25 protein-coding genes and 1 pseudogene are annotated in these 24,993 nt (G+C 61.0%); 15 read left to right on the top strand and 11 right to left on the bottom strand.

The window, feature by feature from the left end; genetic code table 11:
• Positions 1-200 precede the first annotated feature (200 nt).
• A complete protein-coding gene (locus tag BLL38_RS13140) occupies positions 201-1,325 on the top strand; it encodes a GNAT family N-acetyltransferase (RefSeq protein WP_076962975.1) in 1,125 nt (374 codons plus the stop codon).
• A 126-nt stretch (positions 1,326-1,451) separates the two neighbouring features.
• Here BLL38_RS13140 and aqpZ read toward each other — a convergent pair whose 3' ends face one another.
• From aqpZ to BLL38_RS13165, 5 genes are all read right to left on the bottom strand, one after another.
• Positions 1,452-2,153, bottom strand: coding sequence for an aquaporin Z (aqpZ, locus tag BLL38_RS13145; RefSeq protein ID WP_076962976.1), 702 nt, complete (start codon positions 2,151-2,153; stop codon positions 1,452-1,454).
• Between the two features lie 166 nt (positions 2,154-2,319).
• On the bottom strand, positions 2,320-4,152 hold the full coding sequence (locus tag BLL38_RS13150; RefSeq protein ID WP_076962977.1) for an ABC transporter ATP-binding protein: 1,833 nt from the start codon (positions 4,150-4,152) through the stop codon (positions 2,320-2,322).
• A gap of 81 nt (positions 4,153-4,233) precedes the next feature.
• The gene (locus BLL38_RS13155; RefSeq protein ID WP_076962978.1) at positions 4,234-4,794 is read right to left on the bottom strand and encodes a peptidylprolyl isomerase; all 561 of its coding nucleotides are present in this window, start codon (positions 4,792-4,794) and stop codon (positions 4,234-4,236) included.
• A gap of 3 nt (positions 4,795-4,797) precedes the next feature.
• A complete protein-coding gene (locus tag BLL38_RS13160) occupies positions 4,798-5,601 on the bottom strand; it encodes an alpha/beta fold hydrolase (protein ID WP_076962979.1) in 804 nt (267 codons plus the stop codon).
• Between the two features lie 14 nt (positions 5,602-5,615).
• Positions 5,616-6,539, bottom strand: a complete 924-nt coding sequence (locus BLL38_RS13165; protein WP_076962980.1) for a PA3225 family LysR-type transcriptional regulator — start codon at positions 6,537-6,539, stop codon at positions 5,616-5,618.
• A gap of 49 nt (positions 6,540-6,588) precedes the next feature.
• On the opposite strand from BLL38_RS13165, the gene BLL38_RS13170 reads away from it, so the two are divergent.
• From BLL38_RS13170 to BLL38_RS13180, 3 genes are all read left to right on the top strand, one after another.
• Positions 6,589-6,903, top strand: a complete 315-nt coding sequence (locus BLL38_RS13170) for a 3-phosphoglycerate kinase (protein WP_076962981.1) — start codon at positions 6,589-6,591, stop codon at positions 6,901-6,903.
• 147 nt (positions 6,904-7,050) lie between these two features.
• Positions 7,051-7,650, top strand: a complete 600-nt coding sequence (locus tag BLL38_RS13175) for an FMN-dependent NADH-azoreductase (RefSeq protein ID WP_076962982.1) — start codon at positions 7,051-7,053, stop codon at positions 7,648-7,650.
• A 203-nt stretch (positions 7,651-7,853) separates the two neighbouring features.
• Complete coding sequence (locus BLL38_RS13180) at positions 7,854-8,723, top strand: carboxylate/amino acid/amine transporter (protein ID WP_076962983.1); 870 nt, start codon at positions 7,854-7,856, stop codon at positions 8,721-8,723.
• A gap of 143 nt (positions 8,724-8,866) precedes the next feature.
• Here the strand turns inward: BLL38_RS13180 and BLL38_RS13185 are convergent, their stop codons facing one another.
• Positions 8,867-10,165, bottom strand: a complete 1,299-nt coding sequence (locus tag BLL38_RS13185; protein WP_076962984.1) for a mechanosensitive ion channel family protein — start codon at positions 10,163-10,165, stop codon at positions 8,867-8,869.
• 193 nt (positions 10,166-10,358) lie between these two features.
• Between BLL38_RS13185 and BLL38_RS13190 the strand changes: the two genes are divergently transcribed.
• The 5 genes from BLL38_RS13190 to copD all read left to right on the top strand — a co-directional run bounded on the left by BLL38_RS13190 (position 10,359) and on the right by copD (position 15,951).
• Positions 10,359-11,705: a DEAD/DEAH box helicase gene (locus BLL38_RS13190; RefSeq protein WP_076962985.1), complete on the top strand. Its 1,347-nt coding sequence runs from the start codon at positions 10,359-10,361 to the stop codon at positions 11,703-11,705.
• A gap of 226 nt (positions 11,706-11,931) precedes the next feature.
• Positions 11,932-13,749: a copper resistance system multicopper oxidase gene (locus tag BLL38_RS13195; RefSeq protein ID WP_076962986.1), complete on the top strand. Its 1,818-nt coding sequence runs from the start codon at positions 11,932-11,934 to the stop codon at positions 13,747-13,749.
• A 10-nt stretch (positions 13,750-13,759) separates the two neighbouring features.
• A complete protein-coding gene (locus tag BLL38_RS13200) occupies positions 13,760-14,602 on the top strand; it encodes a copper resistance protein B (RefSeq protein WP_076962987.1) in 843 nt (280 codons plus the stop codon).
• Between the two features lie 51 nt (positions 14,603-14,653).
• A complete protein-coding gene (copC, locus tag BLL38_RS13205) occupies positions 14,654-15,028 on the top strand; it encodes a copper homeostasis periplasmic binding protein CopC (RefSeq protein WP_076962988.1) in 375 nt (124 codons plus the stop codon).
• Entirely contained in the window at positions 15,025-15,951 is a 927-nt protein-coding gene (gene copD / locus BLL38_RS13210) for a copper homeostasis membrane protein CopD (RefSeq protein WP_076962989.1), read from the top strand. Before copC ends, copD begins: the two co-directional genes overlap by 4 nt.
• Here the strand turns inward: copD and BLL38_RS13215 are convergent.
• The 3 genes from BLL38_RS13215 to BLL38_RS13225 all read right to left on the bottom strand — a co-directional run bounded on the left by BLL38_RS13215 (position 15,948) and on the right by BLL38_RS13225 (position 18,002).
• Positions 15,948-16,814, bottom strand: coding sequence for a DUF6279 family lipoprotein (locus tag BLL38_RS13215; RefSeq protein WP_076962990.1), 867 nt, complete (start codon positions 16,812-16,814; stop codon positions 15,948-15,950). The genes copD and BLL38_RS13215 overlap by 4 nt on opposite strands.
• Positions 16,815-16,880: 66 nt before the next feature.
• The gene (locus BLL38_RS13220; protein ID WP_076962991.1) at positions 16,881-17,603 is read right to left on the bottom strand and encodes a TorF family putative porin; all 723 of its coding nucleotides are present in this window, start codon (positions 17,601-17,603) and stop codon (positions 16,881-16,883) included.
• A 219-nt stretch (positions 17,604-17,822) separates the two neighbouring features.
• Positions 17,823-18,002 (bottom strand): hypothetical protein, encoded by a 180-nt coding sequence (locus BLL38_RS13225; RefSeq protein ID WP_007946007.1) that lies wholly within the window; start codon positions 18,000-18,002, stop codon positions 17,823-17,825.
• Between the two features lie 334 nt (positions 18,003-18,336).
• On the opposite strand from BLL38_RS13225, the gene BLL38_RS13230 reads away from it, so the two are divergent.
• The 4 genes and pseudogenes from BLL38_RS13230 to BLL38_RS13235 all read left to right on the top strand — a co-directional run bounded on the left by BLL38_RS13230 (position 18,337) and on the right by BLL38_RS13235 (position 20,460).
• Complete coding sequence (locus tag BLL38_RS13230; RefSeq protein ID WP_076962992.1) at positions 18,337-19,173, top strand: CvfB family protein; 837 nt, start codon at positions 18,337-18,339, stop codon at positions 19,171-19,173.
• 60 nt (positions 19,174-19,233) lie between these two features.
• A pseudogene (locus tag BLL38_RS31745) lies at positions 19,234-19,341 on the top strand (LysR family transcriptional regulator); the annotation flags it as partial.
• A 139-nt stretch (positions 19,342-19,480) separates the two neighbouring features.
• Positions 19,481-19,603 carry a PA1414 family protein gene (locus tag BLL38_RS31670; protein ID WP_003210728.1) on the top strand — a complete coding sequence of 41 codons (123 nt, stop codon included), beginning with the start codon at positions 19,481-19,483 and terminating at the stop codon, positions 19,601-19,603.
• Positions 19,604-19,857: 254 nt separating this feature from the next.
• Positions 19,858-20,460, top strand: coding sequence for a peptidoglycan recognition protein family protein (locus tag BLL38_RS13235; protein ID WP_076962993.1), 603 nt, complete (start codon positions 19,858-19,860; stop codon positions 20,458-20,460).
• 428 nt (positions 20,461-20,888) lie between these two features.
• On the opposite strand, the gene BLL38_RS13245 is transcribed toward BLL38_RS13235, so the two are convergent.
• The gene (locus tag BLL38_RS13245) at positions 20,889-22,271 is read right to left on the bottom strand and encodes a sodium:solute symporter family protein (RefSeq protein ID WP_076962995.1); all 1,383 of its coding nucleotides are present in this window, start codon (positions 22,269-22,271) and stop codon (positions 20,889-20,891) included.
• A gap of 52 nt (positions 22,272-22,323) precedes the next feature.
• Complete coding sequence (gene speB, locus BLL38_RS13250; RefSeq protein ID WP_076962996.1) at positions 22,324-23,274, bottom strand: agmatinase; 951 nt, start codon at positions 23,272-23,274, stop codon at positions 22,324-22,326.
• 160 nt (positions 23,275-23,434) lie between these two features.
• On the opposite strand from speB, the gene BLL38_RS13255 reads away from it, so the two are divergent.
• Positions 23,435-24,328 (top strand): LysR family transcriptional regulator, encoded by an 894-nt coding sequence (locus tag BLL38_RS13255; RefSeq protein ID WP_076962997.1) that lies wholly within the window; start codon positions 23,435-23,437, stop codon positions 24,326-24,328.
• Between the two features lie 2 nt (positions 24,329-24,330).
• On the top strand, positions 24,331-24,927 hold the full coding sequence (locus BLL38_RS13260) for a tRNA-uridine aminocarboxypropyltransferase (RefSeq protein WP_076962998.1): 597 nt from the start codon (positions 24,331-24,333) through the stop codon (positions 24,925-24,927).
• Positions 24,928-24,993: the final 66 nt, after the last annotated feature.

The raw sequence follows: 24,993 nt of genomic DNA on the forward strand, positions 1-24,993 counted from the left end.
CCTCGGGCTGGTCTCGATACTGGATACGATAAACCGACTTAACCGTATAACCTGAACCGCCGTATACGGAACCGTACGTACGGTGGTGTGAGAGGACGGCGGATGTGAATCCGCCTCCTACTCGATCTGCCCGCGCGGGCGGCGGGTTCTGTCAGAATGGCCCGAATATCGTGAGCGAGCGTTTACCGTCGGGGAATGGCATGCCGTTGAAACGTTTGAATAGCCTGTCCGAAATATCGCCTGATGAATGGAATACGTTGGTCCCCGAGGATCAGCCGTTTCTGCGCCATGCGTTCCTCAGTGCGCTGGAAGACAGTGCCAGCCTTGGCCGGCACACTGGCTGGCAGCCGGAGCACCTGCTGCATTACGCGGGGGAGCAGCTGGTGGCGGCGCTGCCCAGCTATCGCAAATGGCACTCCTATGGCGAATATGTGTTCGACCATGGCTGGGCTGATGCGTGTGCGCGTGCGGGCATCGAGTACTACCCCAAGCTGCTGACAGCGGTGCCTTTCAGCCCGGTCAGCGGGCCGCGCCTGCTGGTGGCCAATGGCGCGGACGGCCTTGAATTGCTCAAGAGCCTGCCCGGTTACCTGGAGATCGAAGGGCTTTCCAGTGCCCATATCAACTTCACCGATGCCATGGCCGATGCCGCCCTGGGCCAGCAACCCGGCTGGCTTGCGCGCCTGGGTTGCCAGTTTCATTGGCAGAATCGTGGTTATCGCGATTTCCAGGACTTCCTCGACGCCCTGAGTTCGCGCAAGCGCAAGCAGATGCGCAAGGAGCGCGAGCAAGTGGCGGGGCAGGGGATCGAGTTCGAGTGGCTGCACGGCCATGAGTTGAGCGAGACCCAGTGGGATTTTGTCTACGCCTGCTACGCCAACACCTACGCCGTGCGCCGGCAGTCGCCGTACCTGACCCGCGAGTTCTTCAGCCTGCTGGCCGAACGCATGCCGCAGGCAATACGGGTGGTGCTGGCCAAGCAAGGGACGCGGCCGGTGGCCATGGCGTTCAGCCTGGTCGGTGGCGACAGCCTATATGGCCGCTATTGGGGCTGCCTGGGCGAGTTCGACCGGCTGCATTTTGAAACCTGTTTCTATCAAGGCATGGATTACGCGATCGCCAATGGCCTGCAACGTTTCGACGCGGGTGCCCAGGGCGAGCACAAGTTGATTCGTGGGTTTGAGCCGGTGATTACCCGTTCCTGGCACTACTTGCGCCATCCGGGCTTGAAAACCGCTGTGGCGGATTTCCTGGAGCGCGAGCGGGTGGGGATTCTGGCGTATGCCGAAGAAGCGCGGTCGGCGTTGCCGTATCGGCAGGAATAACGCTCATGTAGGAGCGAGCTTGCTCGCGAAAAAACTGAGGGCGCCGCGTTTATCCAGGATGAACGCGGTGTACGTGAGTTCTTCGCGAGCCAGCTCGCTCCTACAGGGTGGATTGATGCGGTTGGATCAGGCCTTTTCTTCCTTGCCCAACCACCGGTAGGTGATGCCACCGATCACCGCGCCAAGGATCGGCGCCAGCCAGAACAGCCACAGTTGCTGGATCGCCCAACCGCCGACAATCAGTGCAGGCCCGGTGCTGCGGGCCGGGTTGACCGAGGTGTTGGTGACCGGGATGGAGATCAGGTGGATCAGCGTCAGCCCCAGGCCAATGGCGATGGGCGCCAGGCCAGCCGGTGCGCGACGGTCAGTGGCGCCGAGGATGATCAGCACGAACATCGCGGTCATCACCAGTTCAGTGACAAACCCTGCCGCCATTGAATAGCCACCTGGCGAGTGTTCACCATAGCCATTGGACGCCAGCCCCGAAGCCAGTTCAAAACCCGGTTTGCCGCTGGCAATGAAGTACAGCAGGGCCGCTGCCACCACGCCGCCAATGACTTGCGAGACGATATACGCAGGCATCTCCTTGGCTGGAAACCTGCCGCCGACCACCAACCCCACGGTGACCGCCGGGTTGAGGTGACAGCCGCTGATATGGCCAATGGCAAATGCCATGGTCAACACAGTAAGCCCGAAGGCCAGCGATACCCCCAGCAGGCCGATTCCGACATCGGGGAACGCAGCGGCCAGAACGGCACTCCCGCAGCCACCCAACACCAGCCAAAACGTACCTAACCCTTCTGTAACGGAACGTTTGAACAGAGACATGAATGCGTCCTTCTAAATCAACTGGTCGGTAATGCTTCCCTGCAGCCTGATATCAGGGTCCTCCTGGACCCTGAGTGCAGTACAGCAGGATTGTGATAGACGGCCAGCGAGATAGAAAAAACTGTCAGAATTGTTCGGAATTGATAACGCCGTTAGTAGTCCAGAATCAGTCGATCCCCACGAACCCTCCCGTCTGGTGTTGCCACAGTCGCGAGTAGAGGCCGCCGTGAGCCAGCAATTGGGCATGGCTGCCGCTTTCGGCGATCTGGCCTTTTTCCAGGACCACCAGCCTGTCCATTCGCGCAATCGTGGACAGGCGGTGGGCGATGGCAATCACTGTCTTGCCTTGCATCAGGGTTTCCAGGCTCTCCTGGATCGCCGCTTCCACTTCCGAGTCCAGGGCCGAAGTGGCTTCATCCATGATCAGGATAGGGGCGTCCTTGAGCAGGACCCGGGCGATGGCGATGCGCTGGCGTTGCCCGCCGGAGAGTTTCACCCCGCGCTCACCCACGTGGGCGTCCAGGCCGGTGCGGCCCTCGGCGTCCGACAGCAGCGGGATAAACTCATCGGCGCGCGCCTTGCGGATCGCGTCCCAGAGTTCCTGGTCGGTGGCATCGGGCTTGCCATACAGCAGGTTGTCGCGGATCGAGCGGTGCAGCAACGAGGTGTCCTGGGTGATCATGCCGATGCGTTCGCGCAGGCTTTCCTGGGCCACTTCGGCGATGTTCTGGCCGTCGATCAGGATGCGCCCGCCTTGCAGGTCGTAGAGGCGTAGCAGCAGGTTGACCAGGGTCGACTTGCCAGCCCCGGATGGGCCGATCAGGCCGATTTTTTCCCCTGGCGCGATCACCAGGTTCAGGCCACCGATGATGCCGCTGCTTTTGCCGTAGTGGAAATCCACCTGTTCAAAGCGCACTTCGCCCTGGGGCACGCTCAGGCGCGGGGCGTTCTCGCGGTCGATCACCGCCAGCGGCTGGGCGATGGTTTTCAGGCCGTCCTGGACCATGCCGATATTCTCGAAGATGCCGTTGACCACCCACATGATCCAGCCCGACATGTTGACGATGCGGATCACCAGGCCAGTGGCCAGGGCAATGGCGCCGACCGAGATCAGCGACTGGGTCCACAGCCACAGGGCCAGGCCGGTGGTGGTGACGATCAGCAGGCCGTTCATGCTGGTGATCACCACGTCCATGCTGGTGACCACGCGGCTGGCCAGTTGGGTTTTTTCGGTCTGCTCGATGATCGCTTCCTTGGCGTACTCCTGTTCGGACTGGGTGTGGGCGAACAGCTTCAAGGTGGTGATGTTGGTGTAGCCATCGACGATGCGCCCCATCAATTTGGAGCGCGCCTCGGACGAGATCACCGAGCGTTCCTTGACCCGTGGCACGAAGTAACGCAAGGCCAGGCTGTAGGCGATGATCCAGGTGACCAGCGGGATCATCAGGCGCCAGTCGGCCTCGGCGAACAGCACCAGGGAGCTGATGGCGTAGATCGCCACGTGCCAGATGGCATCGACGGCGGCGACGGCCGAGTCGCGCAGCGAGTTGCCGGTCTGCATGATGCGCTGGGCAATACGCCCGGCAAAATCGTTCTGGAAGAAATTCAGGCTCTGCTTGAGCACATAGCTGTGGTTCTGCCAGCGGATCAGGCTGGTCATGCCCGGGCTGATGGTCTGGTGCACCAGCAGGTCGTGCAGGGCGCCGAAGATCGGGCGCAGCAGTAGGGCGACCACGGCCATCCAGATCAACTCGGTGGCGTGGAGCTGGAAGAAATTGGCCGGTGGCGTGCCCTGGGCCAGGTCGATGATGCGGCTCAGGTAGCTGAACAGCGCCACTTCAATCAGCGCGCCGATCAGGCCCACCACCAGCAGCGCGGCAAAGCACGGCCACACCTGGCGCAGGTAATAAAGGTAGAAGGGCAGGACTTTATCGGGAGGGGCCGCGCTGGGAGCGTCGCGGAAAATATCGATCAGTTGTTCAAAGCGACGATAGAGCATTAGGTCTGACGCCCGCCGCGCGGGCTCTCCTTGTTAAATGCGCGCGCAGCCTTGTGGGCCGCGCGCGAGACTCCCGGTCGTTCAGTCGATGACTTTGGCCGACTTGATCAGCACAGGATCGATGGGCACGTTTTGCATGCCTTGCTTGGTGGTGGTCTGCGAGTTGACGATCTGGTCTACCACGTCCATGCCACTGACAACTTTGGCGAAGACCGCGTAGCCAGCATCGCTACCCGGGTCAAGGAAGGCATTGTCGACAACGTTGATGAAGAACTGGCTGGTCGCCGAGTTGGGGTTGGAGGTGCGTGCCATCGACAAGGTACCGCGCACGTTATGCAGGCCGTTGCTGGCTTCGTTGCGGATCGGGTCCTTGGTGTCTTTCTGGACCATTTGTGGGGTGAAACCACCGCCCTGGACCATGAAGCCTGGAATCACACGGTGGAAGATGGTGTTGGTATAGAAACCACTGTTGACGTACTCCAGGAAGTTCTTGCTGGAAATCGGCGCCTTGACCGGGTCCAGTTCGATTTCGATTTTGCCAAAGCTGGTGTCCAGCAAGACATGCGGTGCCTTGGCGTCAGCCGCCATCAGGTTGGCAGCAAACAGAACAGAACCGGCAAAGAGGGCGATTTTTTTCAGCATGGGTCAGTGATCCTGAGTAGTGGTTTGAACGGTCTTGAGAAAATCGAGCAGGGTGGTGTTGAAGGTTTCGGGTTGGTCCAGCGGTGTGGCGTGGCGCGAATCCTCGATCACCACCAAGCGCGCATCGGGCAGCAGTTTTACATAGATTTGTTTCTGCGCCACCGGGGTGTAGTCATGGTCGGCGCTGATGACCAGGGTTGGACAGGTGATCCTCGAAAGTCGTTCCTGCACCCCCCAGCCCACAATCGCATCGAAGCTGGCGAGGTAAGCACGTTTGTCGTTTTTTGCCCAGCGTTCGCGCATTTTACGTCGCAGGTCGGCCTGCCCGGGCTTGGGGAACAGCCGGTCGCCGAGTGCCTTGCCGATGGTATCCAGGCTGAGCACACGCGCCAGGCTCCAGCGCTTGGCCCATTGCCAATAGTCATCGGCGCTGCGCACCTTGACCTCGGGCGCGCTGTTGACGATACACAGGCTCTTGAGCCTCTGCGGTTGGTCGACCGCCAGTTGAAAGGCGATCATCCCGCCCATCGACAGGCCCACCACATGGGCGGCAGGCAGTTGCAGGTGTTCGATCAGCGCCACCAGGTCGGCGGTAAAGCCGGCGATGCTGTAGCGCTCCCGGGGCTTGTCGGAGCGCCCGTGACCGCGCACATCCAGCAGCACCAGGCGGTAGTGCCGGGCCAGCACCGGTATCTGCAACTCCCAATCCTGGCAACTGGAGCCCAGGCCGTGGATCAGGATCAGCGGCACGCCGTGGCCATATTCCTCGTAATGCAGGGTGCAACCTTCATGCTCGAAATAGGCCATGGGTGAACTCCGTGTCAGGCTTGCCGGGGGGCGGCAAAGGGGGCGTCCAGCGGTGCGGTGTCGAAGGTGCGCAGCAGTTCGACGAGAATCTGCGTCGCCGGGCCCAGGGGCTTGTCCTTGTTCGAGTACAGGTAGAACGTCGGGTGGCGGCTGGCGCCTTGCTCCAGGGGCAGTTGCTTGAGCACGCCTTCCTTGAGTTCGCGCTCGATCAAGTGCCGGGGCAGCCAGGCAAACCCCAGGCCGCTGCCGACGAAGGTGGCGGCGGTGGCCAGGCTGCCCACGGTCCAGCGCTGTTCGGCGCCGAGCCAGCCGACGTCCCGCGGTTGCTGGCGACCGGAGTCGCGGATCACCACCTGCATCTGGCTTTCCAGGTCCTGGAAGCTCAACTCGCGGTTAAGCCGGTGCAGTGGGTGTTCGGGATGGGCCACGGCGACAAATTCCACGTTGCTCATTTCCGTGCCCAGGTAGCCGGGAATATTGAAGCCGCAGATCGCCAGGTCCGCCACCCCTTCGATCAACAGCTCTTCGACCCCGGACAGCACTTCTTCGCGCAGGCGCACGCGGCAGCCACGGCTTTGCGGCATAAAGGCGGTGAGGGCGCGTACCAGGCGGGCGTTGGGGTAGGCGGCATCGACCACCAGGCGCACTTCGGCTTCCCAGCCTTGTTCCATATGGTGGGCCAGGTCTTCCAGCTGGCTGGCGTTTTTCACCAGTTGCCGGGAGCGGCGCAACAGCACTTCGCCGGCGTCGGTGAGCACGGCCTTGCGCCCGTCGATGCGCAACAGGGGCACGCCCAATTGGTCTTGCATGCGGGCCACGGTGTAGCTCACCGAGGATTGCGAACGGTGCAGCACTTCGGCCGCCTGGGCGAAGCCGCCATGGTCGACCACGGCTTGCAATGTGCGCCATTGATCAAGGGTCACGCGGGGCGCTTTCAAGATGAGCTCCTGTTGTCCTAAGCTGGCAGTCCTTACTGGAGACTGGCGAATGAGAAAATTCTGTTGTGTGTTGCTGGCACTGTTGCCGTTGAGTGCGTTTGCCTACCCGATCGATGTGTCGAAATCGATCAAAGGCGTCAGCGTCGATTACAACGCGTCTGATGTGGACGGCGATATCAGCTCTATCCGGCTCAGTAACTACGGGACTAACGACGCCGCGTGTACGGTAGCGTTTACCAATGGCCCTGAGCCGGCGCGGGTGCGCAAGGTCAGCGTGCCCGCCGGGAAAAGCACCAATACCACGGTCAAGTTCAGCCGCGCGATTATCAAGATGCGCATCAAGCTGACCTGCGAACCCAAGTAACGCGCTGCGCAGCCCTGTGACTGTGCTCCGCTTATAAACAACTTTATAGATGGTTTATAGCAGTTTTTTACGCTTTTTTATCGAACGGGCTCTGTTTAACCTTCGCGTCATTGACTTACAGCAATTACCGATGGAGCTTACAAAGCCATGTCCAACGTTCTGATCATCGAAAGCAGCGCCCGCCAGCAGGATTCGGTTTCCCGTCAACTGACCCAGCAGTTCATCAGCCAATGGCAGGCTGCCCACCCGGCCGATCAGATCAGCGTGCGGGACTTGGCGGTCAACCCGGTGCCGCACCTGGACGCCAACCTGTTGGGCGGCTGGATGAAGCCGGTTGAACGGCGTAGCGCCGATGAGCAGGCTTCCCTGGACCGCTCCAACCACCTGACTGACGAACTGCTGGCTGCCGACGTGCTGGTGATGGCCGCGCCGATGTACAACTTTGCCATCCCCAGCACCCTCAAGGCCTGGCTCGATCATGTGTTGCGGGCCGGCGTGACCTTCAAGTACACCGCCACCGGCTCCCAGGGCCTGTTGACCGGCAAGCGCGCCTTTGTATTGACCGCCCGTGGTGGCCTCCACACCGGCGCGAGCAGTGATCACCAGGAACCTTACCTGCGGCAGGTCATGGGGTTTGTCGGCATCCATGACGTCACCTTCATTCATGCCGAAGGGGTGAACCTGGGGGGCGACTTCCAGGAAAAGGGCGTGAACCACGCCAAGGCGTTGCTGGCACAGGTGGCCTGAGGCGTTAATCGCCAGATAATCGCGTGATGTTTCTATAACACCACGCAGCCCTTCAAGTTCGCGTATCGAACCTCCCTTTGCGCTCGTTGCTCCTGAGTGCTCCTGCCCGACTGCCGCTTTAGCGAAGTCGGGTTTTTTTTGCCTTGAGTTTCGTCCCGCCGCGAAAAACGCTACTGTCGCGCCCATTCCAATACGAGGCGCACATGGGCTATTTACTGATTGTCACGCTGATCCAGGCGTTTTCCTTCAGCCTGATCGGCGAATACCTGGCCGGTCATGTCGACAGCTATTTCGCCGTGCTGGTGCGCGTGCTGCTGGCCGGGCTGGTGTTTATCCCGCTGACCCGCTGGCGCTCGGTGGAGCCTGCTTTCATGCGCGGCATGCTGCTGATCGGCGCGTTGCAGTTCGGCGTGACCTACGTGTGCCTGTATTTGAGCTTCCGCGTGTTGACGGTGCCGGAGGTGCTGCTGTTCACCATCCTCACACCGTTGCATGTGACGTTGATCGAAGATGCGCTGAACCGGCGTTTCAACCCCTGGGCGTTGATTGCCGCACTGGTGGCGGTGGCGGGGGCGGCGGTGATCCGCTTTGACCAGATCAGCCCGGACTTCTTCATGGGGTTCCTGCTGCTGCAACTGGCCAACTTCACCTACGCCGCCGGGCAAGTGCTGTACCGGCGCCTGGTGGCGCGGCACCCGAGCGACCTGCCGCACTACCGGCGTTTTGGTTATTTCTACCTGGGGGCATTGGCCGTGGTGTTGCCGGCGTTCCTGCTGTTTGGCAAGGCCAACTTCCTGCCTGAAGCGCCGTTGCAATGGGGGGTGTTGGTATTCCTGGGCCTGGTCAGCACCGCGTTGGGTTTGTACTGGTGGAACAAGGGCGCCTGCCTGGTCAACGGCGGCACCTTGGCGGTGATGAACAACCTGCATGTGCCGGTGGGGCTGCTGCTCAACCTGCTGATCTGGAACCAGCATGAGCCGTTGGGACGGTTGTTCCTGGGCGGGGCGGTGATTGTGGCGGCGGTGTGGATCAGCCGGTTGGGGATTCGCCCTACGCCACTCTGCCGGCAATGATCGTTCCCAAAGGTGGGGCGCTGCTGCAATGATCGTTCCCACGCTCTGCGTGGGAATGCAGCCCGTGACGCTCCGCGTCTCAGGCCAGATGGCGGGGCGCGGAGCGCCCCAGGAGGCGTGCCCACGCAGAGCGTGGGAACGATCTACAGTGCGGCTGTTTCGGGGGCAGGCAGGTGACTGGCCCCCAACACCGCCGGCAGCACCCCGGCCCGCAGGTCATTGCCACTGGGTTGCTGGTACAGGCTCAAGCCAAACTCCGGCAGCACCGCCAGCAGGTAATCAAAGATATCCCCCTGGATCCGCTCGTAGTCGGCCCACGCCGTGGTGCGGGTAAAACAGTAGATTTCCAGCGGTACGCCCTGGGAGGTGGTCTGCATCTGGCGCACCATGCAGGTCATGTTCGGCTGGATATCTGGATGGCTCTTCAGATAAGCCAGGGCATAGGCACGGAAGGTGCCCAGGTTGGTCATGCGCCGGCGGTTGGCCGACAGTTGCGCGCTGTGGCCCTGGGCTTCGTTCCAGGCCTTCAGTTCCGCCTGCTTGCGGCTGATGTAGTCGGTCAGCAGGTGCACCTGGGTCATGCGCACTTCTTCATCGTCGCGCAGGAAGCGCACGCCCGCCGCGTCGATAAACAGGCTGCGCTTGATCCGCCGCCCGCCCGAGGCCTGCATGCCGCGCCAGTTCTTGAACGATTCGGACATCAGGCGCCAGGTAGGGATCGAGACGATGGTCTTGTCGAAATTCTGCACCTTGACCGTGTGCAGGGTGATGTCCACCACATCGCCATCGGCGCCGACCTGGGGCATTTCGATCCAGTCGCCGACCCGTAGCATGTCGTTGCTGGTCAATTGCACGCTGGCGACAAACGACAGCAGCGTGTCCTTGTACACCAACAGGATCACCGCCGACATGGCACCCAGGCCCGACAGCAGCAACAGCGGCGAGCGGTCGATCAATGTCGCGACGATGATGATCGCGCCAAACACGAACAACACCATTTTCGCCAACTGCACGTAGCCCTTGATCGAGCGCGTGCGGGCATGTTCGGTGCGTGCGTAGATGTCCAGCAGGGCGTTGAGCAGGGCGCTCATGGCCAAGACCTGGAACAGGATAGTGAACGCTAGCGCCACGTTGCCGATAAACAGCGCACTGGTCTTGCTCAGCTCTGGCACCAGGTGCAGGCCGAACTGGATCACCAGCGACGGCGTCATCTGTGCCAGGCGATGGAAGACCTTGTTGTGGCGCAGGTCATTGAGCCAATGCAGGGCGGGTTGGCGGCCAAGCAATTTGACGGCGTGCAGGATCAGGTAGCGTGCCACCCGTCCGACCAGCAGGGCCACCACCAACAGCACCAGCAAAGCCAGGCTTGAATGCAGCAGCGGGTGTTGGTCCAGGGCACCCCAGAGGTCTTGAACGTTGAGCCAGAGCTGTTTGATATCCATGGTTTAACGCGATTCTTCTGTAAGACATGACGGGGCGATTAGAGCATTTAAGTGCTACAAAGTTGTGCAGGCAGACAAATCACCTGACAAAAAATCATCTGTTTGGCCCACTTCGCGTAAAGAAACTCGGCCTGGGCGCCCGAAACCGTTACCCTATGCAGCTGATTTTTTGTATTTCTTCGAGGTAGCACCCGTGTTTTCCCAATTCGCCCTGCACGAACGCCTGCTCAAAGCCGTGGCCGAGCTTAAATTTGTCGAGCCTACGCCTGTGCAAGCCGCGGCCATCCCGCTCGCGCTCCAAGGGCGTGACCTGCGGGTGACGGCGCAAACCGGGAGTGGCAAGACCGCCGCTTTCGTCCTGCCGATCCTCAACCGTCTGATCGGCCCGGCCAAGGTGCGCGTCAGCATCAAGACCTTGATCCTGCTGCCTACCCGTGAGCTGGCCCAGCAGACCTTGAAGGAAGTGGAGCGCTTCTCGCAGTTCACCTTCATCAAGTCCGGCCTGATCACCGGTGGCGAAGACTTCAAGGTCCAGGCCGCCATGCTGCGCAAGGTCCCGGATATCCTGATCGGCACCCCGGGGCGGATGATCGAGCAACTGAACGCCGGCAACCTGGACCTCAAGGAAGTCGAAGTGCTGGTGCTCGACGAAGCCGACCGCATGCTCGACATGGGCTTTGCCGACGACGTGCAGCGCCTGGTCGAAGAGTGCGTCAACCGCCAGCAGACCATGCTGTTCTCTGCTACCACCGGCGGTTCGACCCTGCGCGAGATGGTCGCCAAGGTCCTGAACAACCCCGAGCACCTGCAGGTCAATAACGTCAGCGACCTGAACTCGACCACCCGCCAGCAGATCATCACCGCTGACCACAATGTGCACAAAGAGCAGATCCTCAACTGGCTGCTGGCCAACGAGACCTATCAGAAGGCCATTGTGTTCACCAACACCCGGGCCATGGCCGACCGTATCTACGGGCGCCTGGTGGCTCAGGAGTACAAGGCGTTTGTGTTGCACGGTGAGAAGGACCAGAAGGACCGCAAGCTGGCCATCGACCGCCTCAAGCAGGGCGGCGTGAAGATCCTGGTGGCCACCGACGTCGCCGCGCGCGGCCTGGACGTGGAAGGCCTGGACATGGTGATCAACTTCGATATGCCGCGCAGCGGCGACGAGTATGTGCACCGTATCGGCCGTACCGGGCGTGCCGGCAACGATGGCCTGGCCATCTCGCTGATCTGCCATGGCGACTGGAACCTGATGTCGAGCATCGAGCGCTACCTCAAGCAGTCGTTCGAGCGCCGTACCATCAAGGAAGTCAAAGGCACCTACAGCGGGCCGAAGAAGGTCAAGGCCTCGGGCAAGGCTGTGGGCGTGAAGAAGAAAAAGGTCGACGCCAAGGGCGACAAGAAAAAAACCGGTGCCAAGGCGCCGACCAAGCGCAAGATCGCCAACCGGCCGAAGACCGACAACCTGTCGTTGGTCAGCAAGGACGGCATGGCGCCGCTCAAGCGCCGCAAGCCAGAAGCACCGGCTGCTGAATAAAAGTGGCGCCATAAAAAACTGGACAATGTCCGGTTTTTTTATGCCCTCAGTTTTTCGCCTTGGCCGCCGTTTCCTTCAGTTCCTTGAGCGGTGCCGGCCAGCAGGAAGTTCAGCTCAATCGCCTCCGGGCCCGTTGAAACTGTCAAATCGGTAATCTGGCACTAAGCCAACTGACAGGCGTCGATCCCTACTCTGCGGTCATTCAATTGACGGGAACGGAATCGGCATGTACTCCAACACTTCTCGACGAACCTTCGTCAAAGGCCTGGCCGCGGCCAGCCTGCTGGGCGGCGCGGGCCTGTGGCGGCCGCCGGTCTGGGCCCTGGCCAGCCCCGGGCAACCGGGTGTGCTGGCGGGCAGCGAGTTTGAGCTGTTTATCGGCCAGACCCCGGTCAATATCACCGGTAACGTGCGCACCGCGCTGACGATCAACGGCAGTTTGCCGGGCCCGCTGCTGCGCTGGCGTGAAGGCGATACCGTGACCCTGCGCGTGCGCAATCGCCTGGCGGAGCCGACGTCGATCCACTGGCACGGCATTATCCTGCCGGCGAACATGGACGGTGTGCCGGGGCTGAGTTTCAAGGGGATCGAGCCGGGCGGGGTGTATGTCTACCAGTTCAAGGTCAACCAGCACGGCACCTACTGGTATCACAGCCACTCCGGGCTCCAGGAGCAGCAAGGGGTCTACGGCCCGCTGGTGATCGACCCCAAGGAGCCCGAACCCTTCACTTACCAGCGTGACTACGTGGTGATGCTCAGCGACTGGACCGACGAAGATCCCGCCGCCCTGATGAAAACCCTGAAGAAACAGTCCGATTACTACAACCTGCATAAACCCACCGTGGGCGACTTCATCAAGGATGTGGCCGACAAGGGCTGGTCGGCCACGGCTGCCGACCGCCTGATGTGGGCGCAAATGAAGATGAACCCCACGGATCTGGCGGACGTCAGTGGCACCACCTACACCTATTTGATGAACGGCCAGGCCCCTGCGCAAAACTGGACCGGGCTGTTTCGCGCCGGTGAGAAAATCCGCCTGCGCTTTATCAACGGCTCGGCCATGAGCTACTTCGATGTGCGTATTCCAGGCTTGAAGATGACGGTGGTGGCGGCTGATGGCTTGCCGGTAAAGCCGGTCAATGTGGATGAGTTACGCATTGCCGTGGCCGAGACGTATGACGTGCTCGTCGAGCCAAGCGAGGCGGCCTACACCCTGTTTGCCCAAGCCATGGACCGTACCGGCTATGCACGCGGCACCCTCAGCCACCAGCCGGGATTGCTGGCGCCGGTTCCAGCGCTGGACCCGCGCCCCTGGTTGACCATGGACGATATGGGGATGGGCGGCATGGACCACGGCGCCATGGGCGATATGCCGGGCATGGACCATGGACAGATGACCGGGATGGACGGCGGGGCGATGCAAGGCATGTCCGGCATGGATGGCCAGAGCATGGCAGGCATGGACCACAGTGCGATGCCCGGCATGGACCACAGCGCGATGGCGGGGATGTCGATGCCGATGCAAAGCCATCCAGCCAGCGAAAGCAACAACCCGCTGGTGGACATGCAGGCGATGAGCACCTCGCCCAAGCTCGACGACCCGGGGATTGGCCTGCGAAACAACGGACGCAAGGTCCTGACCTATGCCGACTTGCGCAGCACCTTTGAAGACCCCGATGGCCGCGAGCCCGGCCGCACGATCGAGTTGCACCTGACCGGCCATATGGAGAAGTTCGCCTGGTCCTTCGATGGGGTGAAGTTCTCCGATGCCGAGCCGCTGCGGCTGACGTATGGCGAGCGGGTGCGGCTGGTGCTGGTCAACGACACCATGATGACCCACCCGATTCACCTGCATGGCATGTGGAGCGACCTGGAAGACGAAAACGGCCAGTTCATGGTGCGCAAACACACGATCGACATGCCGCCGGGCTCGCGTCGCAGCTATCGGGTGACGGCCGATGCCCTGGGGCGATGGGCCTTCCACTGCCATCTGCTGTACCACATGGAAATGGGCATGTTCCGTGAAGTCCGGGTGCAAGAGTGAGGAGCCGACCATGAACCATCTATTTCGACCTGTTGCACTGCTGATCGCCACCTGTGCACCGGTGGCGTTGGCGACTGCCCAAACCATGGATCACAGCCAGATGCAGGGCATGGCGCCCGCCAAGCCGGCGGCCACCAGCCACAGTCGCACGCCGATCCCGGTGTTGACCAACGCAGACCGTGCAGCGGTCTACAACGCACCGGGTGGGCACAAGGTGCATGACAGCGGGATCAACTCGTTGTTTGTCATCAATCAGTTGGAATGGCAGGGCTCCGACGATGGCAATGCCCTGGGGTGGGATGTCAACGGCTGGGTGGGCGGCGATATTGATCGCCTGTGGTTGCGCACCGAGGGCGAGCGCGCCAAGGGCAAGACCGAAAAGGCCGAGGTCCAGGCGTTATGGGGGCACGCCATCAGTCCCTGGTGGGATGTGGTGGCCGGTATGCGCCAGGACTTCAAGCCAGGCGACAGTCAGACGTGGGCGGCCTTCGGCCTGCAAGGCATGGCCCTGTACAACTTTGAAGCCGAGGCCACGCTGTTTGTTGGCGAAGGCGGCCAGAGCGCCGCGCGCCTGGAAGGTGACTACGACATTTTGCTGACCAACCGGCTGGTCTTGCAGCCCACCGCCGAAGCCAACTTCTATGGGAAAAACGACCCCGGGCGCGGGATCGGTTCCGGCCTGGCAGACACCGAGCTCGGGGTGCGGCTGCGCTACGAAATCCGGCGCGAGTTTGCGCCTTATGTCGGCGTGACCTGGAATCGCGCCTACGGCCAGACGGCCGAATACGCCAGGGATGAGGGCGAGGACCGCAACGAGGTGCGCTGGGTCCTGGGTGTACGCCTGTGGTTCTGATGGACACCACTTTACTAATAACCTGCCGTCATGAGCGGCCAGGAGCCTTGCATGTCTGTGTTTAAAGCGGTTGCGCTGTGTGCTGGACTGTTGATGAGCGTGCCGGTATTGGCACATCCGACGTTGTTGTCTTCATCGCCAGCCGACGGGGCCAAGGGCGCTGCCCCCGCAACCATCGAGCTGCATTTTTCGGAGAACCTGATAACGCAGTTCTCCGGGGCCAAACTGATCATGACCGCGATGCCCGGCATGGCTCATTCGCCTATGCCGGTCAAGGCCAGTGTGTCGGGCGGCAGCGATCCTAAGGTGATGTTGATCAAGCCCACGGCGCCGCTGCCGGTCGGGACCTACAGGGTGGACTGGCGTGCGGTGTCGTCGGATACCCATCCCATCACCGGTAATGTGGTGTTCAGCGTCCAGCCATGAGTGACTTACTGGGTATCGCCTTGCGGTTTGCGTTGTACCTGGACCTGATGCTGCTGTTTGGCTTGGGGTTGTTTGCTCTGTATGGCTTGAAGGCGTCGGAACGAGTGTCCGGTGTGGTCTTGAATATCAAGGGCTGGCTGGCCGGCACTGCCATCCTGGGGGTGCTGCTTTCAATGGCTTCGTTGCTGGTGATGACGCGGGCCATGAGCGGCGAGCAAGCGTGGCAGGCCCTTGGGCCGCATGTGCAGATGATGCTGTGGCAGACCGAGCTGGGCTTGACCTGGATGCTGCGTATCGGGGCGTTGTGGGTCGCGGTGCTGGCTGTTATGACCGGTGCGGCATGGCCCACCGGCAGTCTATGGCTGGCGACCTGGGCCGCCGGGGTCGCCCTGGCGACACTGGCCTGGGCCGGTCACGGCGCGATGAGTGACGGGGCGCTGCGCGTCTGGCACTTGATGGCCGACAGCGCACACCTGTTGGCGGCCGGCGCCTGGTTCGGGGCATTGGCGGCGTTTGGGTTGCTGTTGCTGCCTGGAAACACGCAGGACATTGCGCCAGTGAGGAGCCTGGCCAGGGCGCTGACCGGCTTTGAGGTGGTCGGCGCGGTGCTGGTGGCGGTGTTGATAGTCACTGGCGTGGTGAATTACCTGTTGGTGGTCGGGGCGACGCTGGACGGGATTACCCAGAGCACCTACGGCATTTTATTCAGCCTGAAACTGGCGTTGTTTGGGGTGATGTTGGCCATGGCGGCACTCAACCGCTTCCATCTGAGCCCGCTTCTGCTGCGGGCGGTGGAGACCGGCGAGCAGGCAATGGCCTGTCGTGCCCTGCGCCGCAGTTTGAGCCTGGAGTTTGGCGCGGTGCTGCTGATCCTGGGGTTGGTGGCAGGGCTGGGGACATTGGGCCCGATGTCGTCCGACTAGGCTGCGCGGCCCTTGAGGCACTTGAGGGACTGGAAGTCGCTGCGCACCTTATCGATTCTCTGCACCAGCTTCTGGCGTTGCTGCGCCGTGCTTTGGGCCATCACGTCCACCAGCAGGCTGCGGGCGGCGGCTTCGGTCTGGGCATAGGCCTGGCGATAGTCCGCGGTCCACAGGCTTTCACGGTCTACCAGCAGTTGCTCCATCTTGCGTGGGAAATCGTTGCTGGCCCGTTGCTGGACCGCGGCGATGAACTGCGCCTGCCACTGGGCGCGGTTGCCGATCCATTGCTGGTTCTGCGCGCCGAGGGCGGTGGACCAGGCCAGCACCCGCGCTTGCTGGCTGGCGCTTAACGGGCCCAACCAGGCATCCAGGCGTTTGCTCATGCGCGTGCTGCGGTCCTTGATCTGTTGCTCCAGGGGCGGCTTGAGGTATTCGTCCTGGCGTTTGCGCAGGTCCTTGGCCAGCGCTGCCTCCATCTCGCGCACCTGTTGCTCATCCAGCCCGCGCAGCAGTTCGATGGCCGATGGGGTGATTTGCCGGGCGACGTCGGCGATTGCCTGCTTGGCTTCGAGGGTGCGGGTTTGCAGGGCGACATCGCTGACTTGCTGGTGGTCGACCATCTGTTGCAGGCGGTCGAGCCAGTCCAGGTAGCCGGGCAACTGGGTGGTGCAGTGCCAGGCGAGGTGTTCCTTGAGGGTGTCGTTGAACCAGCTTTTCTGCCCGGCATTCATGTCCAGGTAGTCGTTGAGGGTCCAGGGGATGATCACGTCGAGGTTGCGGTAGGCCAGGCCCACGCGGTTGCAACCGGCAAGCAGGAGGCTCAGGACCAGCAAGGCCACCAGGATTCTTAACCGACGCAGCATGGGCGAGTCCTTGCGCAGACCAGGGATGTTTATCTGAACCCGTTGGGGGCGTGACAGTTCAGCCCATCAATAAAACGACCGCTCGGCCTTCAGGGTCAACAGGCCATCGCATTGCGAATTGTGTCCAGAGTAGGCCGAACAGTCGCTGCCGCTGAGGCTGGAGTCGCTGTAGATCAGGTCCAGGTCCATGCCCATCCACGGTCGGGAGAATTTCACCGACCAATCGCTGAAGCCACGGATCGAGCCGCCCTCCACCGAGGCCGGGGCGCCTAACTGATGAGTGGTGTACTTCATGCTCACGCCAATGCCAAACGGTTGGGTGCCGCCCAGGTCGGCAAACAGGGTGCTGTCGCGGCGGTCGGGGTCGTTGCCCAGTGACACGCCAAACCGATTGCCCAGTAGGTTCAAGCCGCCGTAGAACGCCTGGCTGTCGAGGGGGCTCAGCTTGGGGTAGCTGTAGTGGATCATCCCCAGTTCATAGCCCAGGGTCTGGTCGAACGGGCGCTTGAAACCCATATAGGAGTCGACTTCCAGGTTGTTGGCAGGCGACAGGCCCATGCTCGGTGAAAACTGGCCGAAATACAGGCCGCTGGCGTGGGTGAGGTCGAGGCCGCCGTGGAACGCATTGCTGCCCGGGGCAGTGGGTTTGACCAGGCCCTGGGCCATGCTGCGGCTGGGCGTGGTCCCCAGCTTCAAGTCGAAATCGCCCAGTTCACGCTGGAAAACCTGCGCTTGGGCGAGGGGGCTGGCGAGCAGGGCGCTGACCAGGAAAATGCAGGTTTTGAGCATGCATCACTCCATGAAAAGCGAGGAGCAGTAACCGAAGGAATCGGGCAAACGCCCGGTCTAGACGTGTGCAAGCATACCGGCGAAAGCCAGGGATTGAGGCCCGTTCGTCGATTGGCGTGGTTGAATGTGTGTCGGGGGGATGTTGCTGGCTCTAGTCCTAGCGCCTTGATAGGCAAGGCGCTTAGGGACCAGGTGGGGTGCGTAGGCGGCTTTGCGCGCTTACTTCTTACCCAGGGTGATCTGCTTGGACGGGCCGAAGGTCTGGCCGCTCACGCCCTTGGCGATCTGCTGGATTTCACCGCCGGACTTGAGGAACGCGGCGATTTGGTTGTTGATCGATTCGCTGGTTTCAACGGCGGGAGCTGGCTTTGCTTTGCTGTTGGATGCTTTTACGCGCATGGCGGCCACTAACCTGTAGAAAATTAACTTGGCCAGGCATCGTACATGAAATGCTTGACAATTGCTTGGTAAATATCTCCCAGGAATAAGCGGCGCGATTATAAACGCCCGAAGTTGGTCTTTGATCGAGGTCCTAACTCGCTGTTTTAAATAGAAACCCATGGGTAAAAATAGCCCCTGGCCATCGCAGCACGGCAGGGGCTCGACCTGACGAGCGGGGCAATTGCCGACCACTGCCCGGCAAACCCGCGTTTTTTCAGGGTTGCGCGCCCGGACACGGGACCGCCGCCTTCAACTCGGGTAGAATGCCGCCCACGCAATGAGGGTATTGGAAATGGCTTTAGTCGGGCGCTACAACAGTTTGCAAGTGGTTAAACACACTAACTTTGGTTTGTATCTGGACGGTGAGCAAGAAGGTGAAATCCTTTTGCCCAATCGTTATATTCCCAAAGATATTCCCAGTGAAGATGAAGACTGGCTTAACGTTTTTATTTATCTGGACAGCGATGACAAACTTATCGCCACCACTGAAAAACCAAAAGTGCAGGTGGGCGAGTTTGCCAGCCTGAAAGTGGTTGAAGTCAACAGCATCGGGGTCTTCCTCGACTGGGGCCTGCCCAAGGACCTGTTGTTGCCTTACTCCGAGGAAAAGCGCCAACTGACCGCCGGTGAGTACTGCGTGGTGCACGTCTACCTCGACAAACACACCAAACGCATCACCGCCACGGCGCGCCTGGACCGTTACCTGGACAAGACGCCAGCCAACTACACCGTGGGCCAGGAAGTCGACCTGCTGGTTGCCGAAGCCACCGACATGGGGTTCAAGGCGATCATCAATAACAAGCACTGGGGCCTGATCCACAAGAACGAAGTGTTCAAGTTCCTGCGTCCGGGCAAGGAAGAGAAGGGTTTCATCAAGGAAATCCGCGCCGACGGCAATATCAGCCTGAGCCTGCAACCGGTCGGCGAGCAAGCGGCGTCCAGCCTGAACTCGAAGATCCTCGCCAAGTTGCGGGAAAACAACGGCAGCTTGCCGGTCAGCGACAAGAGCGACCCGAGCGTGATCAGCAACTTGTTTGGCGTGAGCAAGGGTAACTTCAAGAAGGCTATTGGTGCGCTGTACAAGCAGGGTCAGATTGTGATTCATGCCGACCGCATTGAACTGAGCTGATTGCCCCTTGCCGTAAGCCCGCTACTATCGGACTGCATGTCGATTGTTGCCCATGCCCCCTGGCTGATGTGGCGCAAAGGCAGGCTTGGGGCTAATCTCAATGCATGGATTGAGCGGCAGCAAGCGGGCAAGACGCGGCCTGTACAAGAGACCCGGGCGCTTGCCTGACCGCCCCGTCAGGATTTGTATCAATTCAGTAATGGTTCGTTGCGGTTTCAGGCAAGCATTACGTGGGACTTAGTACTACTATCTGTAGGAAGCAGCCACAGAATTCCAGCTGCTCGGCACTACCCTCAAAGGGGGCACCATGAAAGAGAAACTGCAAAACTGGCTGCACGACCTCGGCGTCGCACTCGGCTTGATCGAGCCACCGCTGCAACCGGTGCCTATCCGCACCGATGACGAACAGCGCCGCCCGCGTCGCAGGTAAGCCCGGAAAAGCGCTCAGGCATTGGTGTTTGGGCGCGATTACTCGTCACACTGTCCCGGGAACACGGTAGGTGGGCGCGCTTGTATGTGATAGCTGCGCACCAGTCGAAGACCCGGTTTCTAAATTAAGTTGCGCTCGCTTTGTCTGACCCTGGAAGTATTCTGGTCGGACGTTTCCTTTTGTCTGCTCCCCCGACCTTTTTCGTATTTGGACGCTTTATATTCCTGCTCTCTTCAAGGAAGGAAGACAGGGCTATGTCGTTTGTTAACAGTGATGGAATGCTGGTTTCCGACAAAGTGGTACTGCGTCGGTTTTACGCGATTGAACATGGGGATTTGCAGACGGTACATGCTTTAGTTGTCCACCAGACGGATGCACCTACGGCGCAACATACGTTCAACGGCTACCTCGCCAAAGGCAGCGGTGCGCACTTTCTGATTGATAAAAATGGCTTTATTTACCAAACGGCTAGCTTGAAAAAACGCTGCTACCACGTTGGAAAGCTCATTCGCTCGAAGTGTCTGGCAATTGATAAAAAATCATGTGACAGCGCTCAGATGGCCCGCATTCAAGCGTTATCGTGGACTGCGCAGATCAAGGCGTTGGACGCATATGAGCGAGCAAAAAGCTACCCTGAACGCTATCCTGTGAACTCCGACTCTATTGGCATCGAATTGGTGGGCAAACACTTGGATACCTCTCGGTATGAGACCGTTACCCTCGTGCAAAACCAATCCCTTCAATGGCTCGTCAACGAGTTATATGTTCATTTCAACCTGTCCTCGGGTGATGTCTACAGGCACCCGCAGATATCCTATAAAAACCCGGGTGAAGCCAGTAGTGCGGTGTGGGAATGATAACCATCAAAGCGTGGCCGATAGGTGCATTACTGGTTCTTGCGGGATGTACGGATCTGCACGCCCCCAACCTTGAAAATATTGTTATCTCAAGCTTCCAATCCCAGGAGCCCGAGAGTTGCCGGTCTTCTGACGTGCCCCTCGACCCAAGCCATGTGCAGGCGTTTTTCCAACGGGCGTCGAAGATTGATAGCCGCGCCCTGCATGACCGTTACGAGTGGGCGCCTTGTTATCTGGAGGGCAACCTGAAGTACAACGGGCATATATGTACATGGCAGGTGAGGGCGGGAGCCACTGGGGTCATCCGGTGTTCGGCGGCAGAGCAGTACTTTGCTTGTGACGAGTGCGGTGACCTGTTTGAAAGCCCTGGGAGTTAAACAAAAAACGGATGCGACGCCCCTCGTCGCACCCGCTCAAGCAAGCTTGACTCAAGCCACGTCGGCCGTCGTGGCCTCTGGCCGCCGCGACAGCACACTCACCAGCACAAAACTCACCACACTCACGCCCAGGCTGTAGTAGATCGGGGTGTTGGCCTCCAAACCATCCTTGATCATAAACACCAGGGACGTGACAAACCCCAATGCCATGGCGCTGATCGCGCCCGAGGTGGTGGCGCGTTTCCAGTAGATCGCCCCGATCAATGGGATCAGCATGCCGCCGACCAGCAGGTTGTAGGCCAGGGTCAAGGCGCTGATCACATCGGTGACCACCAGGGCGATACCCAGTACAGCGATGCCGGTCAGCAGGGTGAACAGGCGGTTGATGTTCAGGCTCGACTGCTTGCCGCCGCGCAGGCGTGGCAGCAGGTCTTCGGTCAGCACGGTGGAGGCGGCGAGCAGGCCGGCGCTGGCGGTGGACATCATGGCCGCCAGCGCCGCCGCGATCACCAGGCCACGCAAGCCGTCGGGCAACGACAGTTTGACGATGGCGGCGAAGGCGTTGTTGACGTTGTCCAGGTCCGGGATCAGCACATGGGCGGCCATACCGATCAGGGCACAGGCCAGGCCGTAGAGGATGCAGTAGAACCCGGCGAAGGTCCCCGCATACTGGGCGACCTTTGCGTCACGGGCGGTAAACACCCGTTGCCAGATGTCCTGGCCGATCAGGATGCCGAAAAAGTAGATCATGAAGTAGGTGATGATGGTGTCCCAGCCGATGCTGGTAAAGCTGAAACTGGCTGCCGGCAGCTTGGCCACCAGTTCATCCCAGCCGCCCACGCGGTACAGGCAGATCGGCAGCAGGATAAACATCAGGCCGACGGTCTTGATCACGAACTGCACGATATCGGTCAAGGTCAGCGACCACATGCCACCGATGGTCGAATACACCAGCACCACGCCACCGCCCAGCAGGATGGCGGCCCAGAACGGCAGGTCGAACATCACTTGCAGTACGGTGCCGATCCCCAGGATCGAGGTCACCGCCAGCATCAGCGCATAGGCCAGCATGATCAGCCCGCTGGCCTGGCGGGCCGTGGGGTTGTAGCGTTGCTCCAGGACCTGGGTCACGGTGAAAATTTTCAGCTTGAGCAAGGGTTTGGCGAGAAACAGGTTCAGCGCAATGATCCCCGTACCTAGCGCTGCGCAGAGCCAGAAACCGGAAATGCCATGTACATAACCCAGGCGCACGCTGCCCACCGTGGACGCGCCGCCCAGTACCGTCGCAGCCATGGTGCCCATGTACAGCGTCGGCCCCAGGTTGCGCCCGGCGACCAGATAGTCTTCATGGGTCTTGGCGCGGCGCATGCCGAAATAGCCGAGCACGAGCATGCCGGCGGCGTAGATAAATACGATGAATAGATCCAGGGCCATGGTGGCGCTCTCCAGTTATTGTTTTTATTGACTGATCAGGTGGCGCACTACATCAACGGTGCGTGACGCCAGGCAGCACGCAGAGCATTTCGTACAGCAGGTTGGCACCCAGCAACGAGGTATTGCCGGTGGTGTCGTAGGGCGGCGAAACTTCCACCAGGTCACAACCAATCAGCTCCAGGCCCTGGCAGCCACGGATGATCTCGATCGCCTGGATGGTGGTCAGCCCGCCGATTTCCGGGGTGCCGGTGCCGGGCGCCCAGGCTGGGTCGATGCCGTCGATGTCGAAACTCAGGTACACCGGGCCGCCGCCGACCTTTTCCCGCACTTCGGCCATCAACGGCGCGAGGGAGTGGTGCCAGCACTCTTCGGCCTGGACCACGCGGAACCCCTGTTTGCGGCTCCAGTTGAAGTCTTCGGCGGTATAGCCCTGGGCGCGCAGGCCGATTTGCACCACGCGGTCGCAATCGAGCAGGCCCTCTTCGACGGCCCGGCGGAAGGTGGTGCCGTGGGCGATTTTCTCGCCGAACATATGGTCGTTGACGTCGGCATGGGCATCGATATGCACCAGCCCGACCTTGCCGTGCTTCTTGTGGATCGCCCGCAGGATCGGCAGGGTGATGGTGTGGTCGCCGCCCAGGGTCAGCGGGATCACGTCGTGCTTGAGGATTTCATCGTAGGACTCTTCGATGATGCGCACGGCATCCAGCAGGTTGAAGGTGTTGATCGCCACATCGCCGATATCGGCCACCGACAGCGAGTCGAACGGCGCGGCGCCGGTGGCCATGTTGTAGGGGCGGATCATCACCGACTCGGCACGGATTTCACGCGGCCCGAAGCGGGTGCCGGCGCGCAGCGAGGTGCCGATATCCAGGGGCACGCCGACAAAGGCCGCATCCAGGCCGGCGGCGGTTTGCAGGTGGGGCAGGCGCATCATCGTGGCGATGCCGGCAAAGCGCGGCATTTCGTTGCCGCCCAGTGGTTGGTGAAAAATCTTGTCCACGGCAGTGCCTCATCGTTGTTGTGGTTATCAGAGGCCGATTCTGCGAAATGCCAGGCAAGGGAAGAATCGCTGTGGGGAAATACTTAGTTCAGATTTTTCTGAACTAATGCCTGGGGTAGACTCCACCGACCTGTCAGCTGATTTTTTGCCTGGAGCGCCCATGGCTAATGCCTTGCCCGACCTGAAACTGCTGCGCATCTTCGCAAGCGTGGTGCGCCACCAAGGGTTTGCCAGTGCCCAGCACGAGCTCAACCTGTCGACCTCGGCCATCAGCACTTATATGAGCCAGCTGGAAGGCGCGTTGGGCCTGGTGCTGTGCCATCGCGGGCGTGGCGGCTTCAGCCTGACCAGCAAGGGTGAGTTGTTTCACCAGGAAACCTTGCGCCTGCTGGGCGAACTGGAGGGCTTCGAGCAATACGCGGCGGCGCTCAAGGGCGAACTGCGCGGCACACTCAAACTGGGCGTGCTTGATTCGACCGTCAGCGACAAGGCCCTGCCATTCGCCGAAGTCATCGGCGCCTACAGCCTTGAGCACCCGGCGGTGCATTTGCACTTGTCGGTGATGAGCCCCTACGAACTGCAACTGGGGGTGCAGGACAATCGCCTGGACCTGGCCATCGGTGCCTTCTCCAACCGCATGAGCGGCTTGCTCTACATGCCGCTGTACCGCGAACAGCACTGGCTCTATTGCAGCTCGCGCCACCCGCTGTTCAGCGAGCGGCGCATCCCGGAACCGGTGATTACCCAGCAACGCATGGTCGGGCGCGGTTACTGGAGCCAGGCGGAACTGGCGCGCCACGGCTTCAAACACAGCGCCGCCACCGTGGAAAGCATGGAGGCGCAGTTGATCCTGGTGCTGTCCGGCGCCTACATCGGCTACTTGCCCGAACACTACGCCCAGGCCTGGGTCGACAAAGGCGACTTGCGGGTGCTATTGCCGGCGACCTTTGGCTACCAGGCGCCGTTTTCGCTGATCATGCGCCGTGGGCGCAGCCGCGAGCCGTTGATCCAGACCTTCCGCGATTTACTCAAAGCACAGCTCAATCAGGCCTGAATATGTCCAGACCCCAATGCCCCCGCTGCCTGCGGCCGACCACTCACTGCCTGTGTGCCCTGATCCCGAGCCTGGACAGCCGCACCCGGGTGTTGCTGTTGCAGCATCCCAGCGAGGTCAACCATGCACTCAATACCGCGCGCCTGGCTGCGCTGGGCCTGATGAATGCGCAACTGGTGGTGGGTGAAGTCTTCGAGGACTTGCCCACCTTGCTCAACCCGCCGGGGTATCAGGCGCGGCTGCTGTTTCCCGCCGAAGAGGCGCAACCGCTGCAGGCCTACAGCCCATCCGACGAACCCTTGTTGTTGGTAGTGCCCGACGGCACCTGGCGCAAGGCGCGCAAGCTGCTGCACCTCAACCCGCTGCTGGCGGCGTTGCCCCGGGTGACGCTGGCGGCGGGCGCGGTGTCTCGCTACCGGCTGCGCAAGGCGCCGGGGCCGGGGGCTTTATCGACAGTAGAGGCGATTGTGCAGGCGTTGCAGGTGCTGGAGGCGCCGCAGTCATTCGAGCCGTTGTTGCGGCCGTTCGAGGCGTTGATCGAGGGGCAGATTGCGGCGATGGGGGAGGCGGTTTTTCAGCGTAATCATGGGGGTGATTAGCCGGTTCACCGAGGTCCAGCTCCCCCATTGACCGCGCCGCTCAAGACATGTGCGGTCAAATGTGGG

Source organism: Pseudomonas gessardii, assembly GCF_001983165.1.
GTDB lineage: Bacteria > Pseudomonadota > Gammaproteobacteria > Pseudomonadales > Pseudomonadaceae > Aquipseudomonas > Aquipseudomonas gessardii.

What these genes read in the sequence shown, in the direction of transcription:
- BLL38_RS13140 (WP_076962975.1), top strand. Translation starts at nt 201, where the DNA reads ATGCCGTTGAAACGTTTGAATAGCCTGTCCGAAATATCGCCTGATGAA.
- aqpZ (WP_076962976.1), bottom strand. Translation starts at nt 2,153, where the DNA reads ATGTCTCTGTTCAAACGTTCCGTTACAGAAGGGTTAGGTACGTTTTGG.
- BLL38_RS13150 (WP_076962977.1), bottom strand. Translation starts at nt 4,152, where the DNA reads ATGCTCTATCGTCGCTTTGAACAACTGATCGATATTTTCCGCGACGCT.
- BLL38_RS13155 (WP_076962978.1), bottom strand. Translation starts at nt 4,794, where the DNA reads ATGCTGAAAAAAATCGCCCTCTTTGCCGGTTCTGTTCTGTTTGCTGCC.
- BLL38_RS13160 (WP_076962979.1), bottom strand. Translation starts at nt 5,601, where the DNA reads ATGGCCTATTTCGAGCATGAAGGTTGCACCCTGCATTACGAGGAATAT.
- BLL38_RS13170 (WP_076962981.1), top strand. Translation starts at nt 6,589, where the DNA reads ATGAGAAAATTCTGTTGTGTGTTGCTGGCACTGTTGCCGTTGAGTGCG.
- BLL38_RS13175 (WP_076962982.1), top strand. Translation starts at nt 7,051, where the DNA reads ATGTCCAACGTTCTGATCATCGAAAGCAGCGCCCGCCAGCAGGATTCG.
- BLL38_RS13180 (WP_076962983.1), top strand. Translation starts at nt 7,854, where the DNA reads ATGGGCTATTTACTGATTGTCACGCTGATCCAGGCGTTTTCCTTCAGC.
- BLL38_RS13185 (WP_076962984.1), bottom strand. Translation starts at nt 10,165, where the DNA reads ATGGATATCAAACAGCTCTGGCTCAACGTTCAAGACCTCTGGGGTGCC.
- BLL38_RS13195 (WP_076962986.1), top strand. Translation starts at nt 11,932, where the DNA reads ATGTACTCCAACACTTCTCGACGAACCTTCGTCAAAGGCCTGGCCGCG.
- BLL38_RS13200 (WP_076962987.1), top strand. Translation starts at nt 13,760, where the DNA reads ATGAACCATCTATTTCGACCTGTTGCACTGCTGATCGCCACCTGTGCA.
- copC (WP_076962988.1), top strand. Translation starts at nt 14,654, where the DNA reads ATGTCTGTGTTTAAAGCGGTTGCGCTGTGTGCTGGACTGTTGATGAGC.
- copD (WP_076962989.1), top strand. Translation starts at nt 15,025, where the DNA reads ATGAGTGACTTACTGGGTATCGCCTTGCGGTTTGCGTTGTACCTGGAC.
- BLL38_RS13215 (WP_076962990.1), bottom strand. Translation starts at nt 16,814, where the DNA reads ATGCTGCGTCGGTTAAGAATCCTGGTGGCCTTGCTGGTCCTGAGCCTC.
- BLL38_RS13220 (WP_076962991.1), bottom strand. Translation starts at nt 17,603, where the DNA reads ATGCTCAAAACCTGCATTTTCCTGGTCAGCGCCCTGCTCGCCAGCCCC.
- BLL38_RS13225 (WP_007946007.1), bottom strand. Translation starts at nt 18,002, where the DNA reads ATGCGCGTAAAAGCATCCAACAGCAAAGCAAAGCCAGCTCCCGCCGTT.
- BLL38_RS13230 (WP_076962992.1), top strand. Translation starts at nt 18,337, where the DNA reads ATGGCTTTAGTCGGGCGCTACAACAGTTTGCAAGTGGTTAAACACACT.
- BLL38_RS31670 (WP_003210728.1), top strand. Translation starts at nt 19,481, where the DNA reads ATGAAAGAGAAACTGCAAAACTGGCTGCACGACCTCGGCGTCGCACTC.
- BLL38_RS13235 (WP_076962993.1), top strand. Translation starts at nt 19,858, where the DNA reads ATGTCGTTTGTTAACAGTGATGGAATGCTGGTTTCCGACAAAGTGGTA.
- BLL38_RS13245 (WP_076962995.1), bottom strand. Translation starts at nt 22,271, where the DNA reads ATGGCCCTGGATCTATTCATCGTATTTATCTACGCCGCCGGCATGCTC.
- BLL38_RS13255 (WP_076962997.1), top strand. Translation starts at nt 23,435, where the DNA reads ATGGCTAATGCCTTGCCCGACCTGAAACTGCTGCGCATCTTCGCAAGC.
- BLL38_RS13260 (WP_076962998.1), top strand. Translation starts at nt 24,331, where the DNA reads ATGTCCAGACCCCAATGCCCCCGCTGCCTGCGGCCGACCACTCACTGC.